The organism is Pseudomonas sp. ICMP 10191 (assembly GCF_001467335.1).
Lineage (GTDB): Bacteria > Pseudomonadota > Gammaproteobacteria > Pseudomonadales > Pseudomonadaceae > Aquipseudomonas > Aquipseudomonas cerasi.
Genome location: NZ_LKGW01000043.1, coordinates 1 through 452, shown reverse-complemented (window position 1 = coordinate 452; position 452 = coordinate 1). Strand labels below are relative to the sequence as shown.

Annotated in this window: 1 pseudogene; it reads left to right on the top strand. The window is 56.4% G+C overall.

The window, feature by feature from the left end:
* Positions 1 to 452: pseudogene (locus AO388_RS04975) on the top strand (terminase large subunit); the annotation flags it as partial.

The window sequence follows — 452 nt, the reverse complement described above, 5'->3', positions numbered from 1 at the left end:
CGCCAAGTCTGGCTTCTTCAACATGCAGGACTGGAAGTCCTGCGAGGACACCTCCCTTACGCTCGATCAATTCGAGGGGCAAGAGTGGATCGCCGGTTTCGACCTTGCGCGAAAGCTGGACATGAACTCGATCTCCCAAGTTTTGGGTGCCATACGACACCGCTTATGACAGCGACAACAAGCGGATGTCCGAGCGCTTCCAGGCCTGGCTGAACTCGAAACACCTTGAGGTCACCGATGGTGCCGAGATCGATTACCGCGAAATTCTAGAAGACACCAAAGAGGCGAACAAACACGCACCGCTGCGCGAGTCGCCGATTGACCCACACGGTGCTACTGGGTTGAGCCATGACCTCGACGACGAGGGGTTCAACCCGATCACCATCACCCAGAACTACACCAACATGTCTGACGCCATGAAAGAGCTGGAAGCGGCTATCACCGCTGGAAGG